General features: G+C 57.6%; 4 protein-coding genes. All 4 read right to left on the reverse strand.

From position 1 onward, the window contains the following. The coding region (locus tag M0974_RS02425; RefSeq protein ID WP_297832249.1) for a carbamoyltransferase at positions 1-1643 on the reverse strand (1643 nt) is incomplete at its 3' end. A 273-nt stretch (positions 1644-1916) separates the two neighbouring features. After that, positions 1917-3353, reverse strand: a complete 1437-nt coding sequence (locus tag M0974_RS02430) for a lipopolysaccharide kinase InaA family protein (protein WP_297832252.1) — start codon at positions 3351-3353, stop codon at positions 1917-1919. Continuing rightward, positions 3353-4105, reverse strand: a complete 753-nt coding sequence (locus tag M0974_RS02435; RefSeq protein WP_297832255.1) for a lipopolysaccharide kinase InaA family protein — start codon at positions 4103-4105, stop codon at positions 3353-3355. Before M0974_RS02435 ends, M0974_RS02430 begins: the two co-directional genes overlap by 1 nt. A gap of 64 nt (positions 4106-4169) precedes the next feature. After that, positions 4170-4500, reverse strand: a 331-nt coding sequence (locus tag M0974_RS02440; protein ID WP_297832258.1) for a lipopolysaccharide kinase InaA family protein, incomplete at its 5' end; no start/stop codon positions are given.

A 4500-nucleotide genomic window follows, 5' to 3' on the forward strand; every position in this document is an offset into this window, starting at 1 on the left:
ATCATCGCTTCGCCACGACGGTTGAGCGAGGTGTTCAGCGACACACCGTTGCCGGTCAGCACTTCCAGCTCTTTCATCATGTCGTAGTAGCGCGGGTTGTATTCGCGCTTGAGCACCTGGGCGCGGGAGGTGCCATCTTCATGGACCACTTCCGGCACTCGGGTTTTCCATTCTTCCGACACTTCAAAGGTGAAGGTCATGAACGGCGCCGGGTGATCGACCTTGATCATCTGTGGCGCAACGGTGTCGAGCATCGACGGGCAGAAAGGCCTCCAGCGCTCGCGGAACTTGATCTGTTCGTTGATGCGGTTGGCCACGCCGGGAATGCTCGGGCAACCAATGATCGAACGACCGCCCAAGGCACGCGGACCGAACTCCATGCGCCCCTGGAACCAGGCCACCGGATTGCCCTCGACCATGATCTTGGCGATGCGCTCCGGGGTGTTGTCGATCTGGCGCCAGACCGGTTTGCTCGGGTGACGCGCGCACGCGGCGATCACGTCTTCGTTGCTGTACGACGGACCGAGGTAGACGTGTTCCATCTTCTCGACCGGCACGCCACGCGACTCGGACACATAGGCCGCCGCGCCGACCGCAGTCCCGGCATCGCCGGAAGCCGGTTGCACGAACAGCTCTTTGACTTCAGGACGCGCAATGATCTTCTGGTTCAGCTTGACGTTCAGCGCACAGCCGCCGGCGAAGGCCAGCTTGCCGGTTTCCTTGAGGATGTCGCCCAGATAGAAGTCCATCATCTGCAACGACAGCTTCTCAAACAAGGCTTGAATGCTGGCGGCGTAATGGATGTACGGCTCGTCGGCGACATCACCCTGACGACGTGGGCCGAGCCATTCGATCAATTTTGGCGAGAAATAGAAACCTTTGCCCTTCTCTTTATAGCGACGCAGACCGACGACGTTGGCGTAATCGGTGTTGATCACTAGTTCGCCATTTTCAAAGGTCGCCAAACGCGAGAAATCGTATTTGCTGGCATCGCCGTACGGCGCCATGCCCATCACTTTGAACTCGCCATCAAGCATTTCGAAGCCGAGGAATTCAGTGATTGCGCCATACAAACCGCCAAGGGAATCCGGATCGAAGAATTCTTTGATCTTGTGGATCTTGCCGTTTTCCCCGTAGCCGAAGAACGTGGTGGCGTATTCACCCTTGCCATCGATGCCCATGATCGCGGTTTTTTCTTTGAAACCGGAGCAGTGGTAAGCGCTGGAAGCATGAGCCAAATGGTGCTCAACGGGTTCGATCTTGATCTTCTTCGGATCAAAGCCCAGTTGTTCCAGGCAGAAGACGATTTTGTTGCGATAGCGCTTATAGCGACGGTTGCCCATCAACAGCGCATCAAGCGCACGATCCGGTGCATACCAGTAGCGCTTGGCGTAGTGCCAGCGCGCTTTACCGAACAGGCTGACTGGCGCGAATGGAATCGCTACCACGTCAACGTCCGACGGTTTGATGCCCGCTTGTTCCAGACAGAACTTTGCCGATTCGTACGGCATGCGGTTCTTTGCGTGTTTATCGCGAACGAAGCGTTCTTCTTCGGCAGCCGCAACCAGCTTGCCATCTATATACAGGGCTGCAGAAGGATCATGGCTAAGGGCGCCGGACAGGCCAAGAATCGTCAATGCCACAGGGGTCTAGCCTCTTTAGTCTGTACGCAGGCGACACGCGCCTGAGAAAAATTGTGCCCTCGCAAACGGGCGAGGAACAGCTAAAGGGCGGGATTATAGCGTAATGAGGCTGACTGTGGTCGGGCCTTCATAGGGCTGTGTATCATCCGGATTTCGGTGGGAGCGAACTTGTTCGCGAAGGGAACGACGCGGTCTGCCAGATAAACCGCGCTGACCGCTTCCCGATATAAATTCGGTCCCACAGAACCTTGGCATGACGCCTGACCTGGCCTATCAACCCCGCGGCAGGCGACTTTCCAGTAGCTGGTGCAGTGCACTCTCAACCGGCCAATTACGCATGAACCTTGCTCGGTCGCGAGCGAAGGCCGTTGCAAAGGATGAGGCCGAGGTGTGTTGGCACATGGAGTCAAGGTCGATCAGCGCCCAGCGGTCTTGCTGCCAGAGCACGTTATGACCCTTGAGATCACCATGACTGATGCGCTCCTCAATGAGCTGCGCAAACAGGTGGTCCAAGGCCGTCAGTTCTTCTTGCGGCGCGTTGCCCGTTGCGACATAGGGCGCGAGCCGCTCGATGATGTCCGGCCCCGGCAAATAATCGGTGACTAGATACGCCTTGTACCTCAGCCATAAGAAGCGCTGTTCCAGCAACGCCAACGGTTTCGGCGTGGCGATGCCGAGGAACGCCAGACGATTGCCTTCCCGCCAAGAATGCCAGGCTCGGCTTGGGCGCCAGAAGCGCTTGAGCCAATGCGCGAAGTTTTTGATGTTGTAGCGTTTGATCACCAGTGGCCGACCCGCCACCTCCACTCGACCGACGCTGGCCGAGCCCCCGGTTTTGTAAAAATGCCCCCGGTTCAGCAACGTATCTGCATCGGTCAGAACAGGTGTCATCGCCGTGACTTCTTCCCGGCGAATGGCGCGCAGGCCAAATGGCCCGTCGTTGACACTAAAGAGACTGCAATCACGCCCGACCTTGCTCAGAAAATCCTTCAAGCGCCAGCCGCGGGTTTTGTTGATCTGTTTTTGCAGGGCCTCCATGGGCAAGGCATGTTCACCATTGCTCAACAAGTAATGCACCAATAGCTCCTCGGTGAACGGCTCCAGAACCTTCGGCAACTGGGCAAAAAATACACCGAGATTTTCCAGCACACGATGTCGCGACAGCGGCTTGCCGGGCTGCTCGGCGCGAATCCCGGCACCATCGATCAAAAACAATTTCCCGCCGTGACGCAGCAAGTTATCGAGGTGCAGGTCTTGCTGCCACAGGCCCTTGCTGTGCAACTGCCCGATTGCTGTCAGCGCGTCGCCCAGTACGGTTTGCTGCTCATCGGCCAATGCCGGCAAGCCTTCGACTGCGGCCCAGGCAGCGCCGAGACTTTGCGCAGACTCCAGAAACTCGAACAGCAGCCATCCGCCCTCGCCATCCTTCAGACCTTCAACCAACAGCAACGGAGTGGTCATGCCTTGTTCGGCAAGCAGATGAACGCCATCGCGCTCACGCTGAAAGTGGCGGGCAGCCTTTGCTCCAACCAGCAATTTCGCCAACACCGGACGCCCGCGCCAAATGCCGGCGCCGACATAGCGCTGCCCAGGCAATACGCGTAACAGCGTCAGCAATTGCAGTTCAGCCGGGCCGGCAGCATCCGCCAGCGCCAGATTGATAGGCAGCGTCGGCGTACGCCCGGCGGATTTCAGTTCGGACAACTGCATTAACGCGCCTCTTTATCACTGTTGCGCTTGCTCAAACGCTGCCACCAAAGGTCGACCAGCTCACTGTTTGCAAGGCCTTGAAGGTAAGTTGCCAGCAGTTCGCGCGCCTCAGCCTCAGTCCAGACTGGCGCCCGACGCAGCAATGGTTCAAGGTCCCTGATCCGGTCACGCCAGCCAAACAACGCAGGCCGGGTTTTTTCCAGATCGATCAGCTGCGCCACATACACATTGGCACGCGAGCGCAGGAAAATATGCTTGGGGTAGAAGCAGCCATGAATCTGTCCCGCCGTGTGCAGTGTGCGCGCCAGTTGGCCGCAGGCCTGCAGAATCGACAACCGCTGATGGGCGCTCAACGTTGACCATTGCTGCAATAACGTGTCCAGATCCGTCCAGCTGTCCAGCGCCCGGGTCATGAGGATTGCTCGGCGTTCGCCCTCGATAAGGCGTTCGCCGAAGAACACCGCCTGCAAGGCAGGAATTCCCAACGTCTGATATCGGCTGATGTTGCGAAACTCACGGGAGAACGAGGGCTCACCGAACGGCCGATTAAAGGTTCGGGTGAGGTGATTGCTCTGACGCTTCAGGTAAAAGCCCGAACCTTCCAGTTCTAGACGAAACACGCTGCTCCAGCCACCGCGCCCAGTGTTGGGCTCGTCAACGGCATCCAGCTGCACTTCCCACAGGGTATTGAAATCAGCCAGGCCATGGCGCTCAAGCAACCCGCGATCGGCTGCTGCGAAGAAGTCACTCATTGCCGCCCCTCAACAAAGCTGACGAAGGTATTGCGGTTCGCCGCACTGGTTTTATCACCCGCCATTACAGCGCATCTCCGTAACGCTGTTTGCGCGCATACAACTTGGCGGCTTTGGTTTCAAGCCAAGCGAGCAATGCCGATTCCTGTGCGATTACCTGGCGCAACGGAAGTTGGAAGTATCCGCACAAGAAACGCAATTTATCGCGCTGGGTCAGACCAATTTCCAGCGCCGAGAAATACAGCGCGGCCAGGTCTTTATTGCGCCAGCGTAAGGTAATCGTCTTACGGGCCTGAGCGCGGTGCAGATCAATCACCGACAGCTTGAAGTCATTGGCGGTGACCGGTTTGTCGGTGTGCAGCAGAAAATGACAGATGTAGCAGTCTCGATGATTG

The organism is Pseudomonas sp. (genome assembly GCF_026224925.1).
Taxonomy (GTDB): Bacteria; Pseudomonadota; Gammaproteobacteria; order Pseudomonadales; family Pseudomonadaceae; genus Aquipseudomonas.

Bases quoted from the DNA above. Each gene is read 5' to 3' on its own strand.
- M0974_RS02435 (WP_297832255.1), bottom strand. From the start codon at position 4,105: ATGAGTGACTTCTTCGCAGCAGCCGATCGCGGGTTGCTTGAGCGCCAT.
- M0974_RS02430 (WP_297832252.1), bottom strand. From the start codon at position 3,353: ATGCAGTTGTCCGAACTGAAATCCGCCGGGCGTACGCCGACGCTGCCT.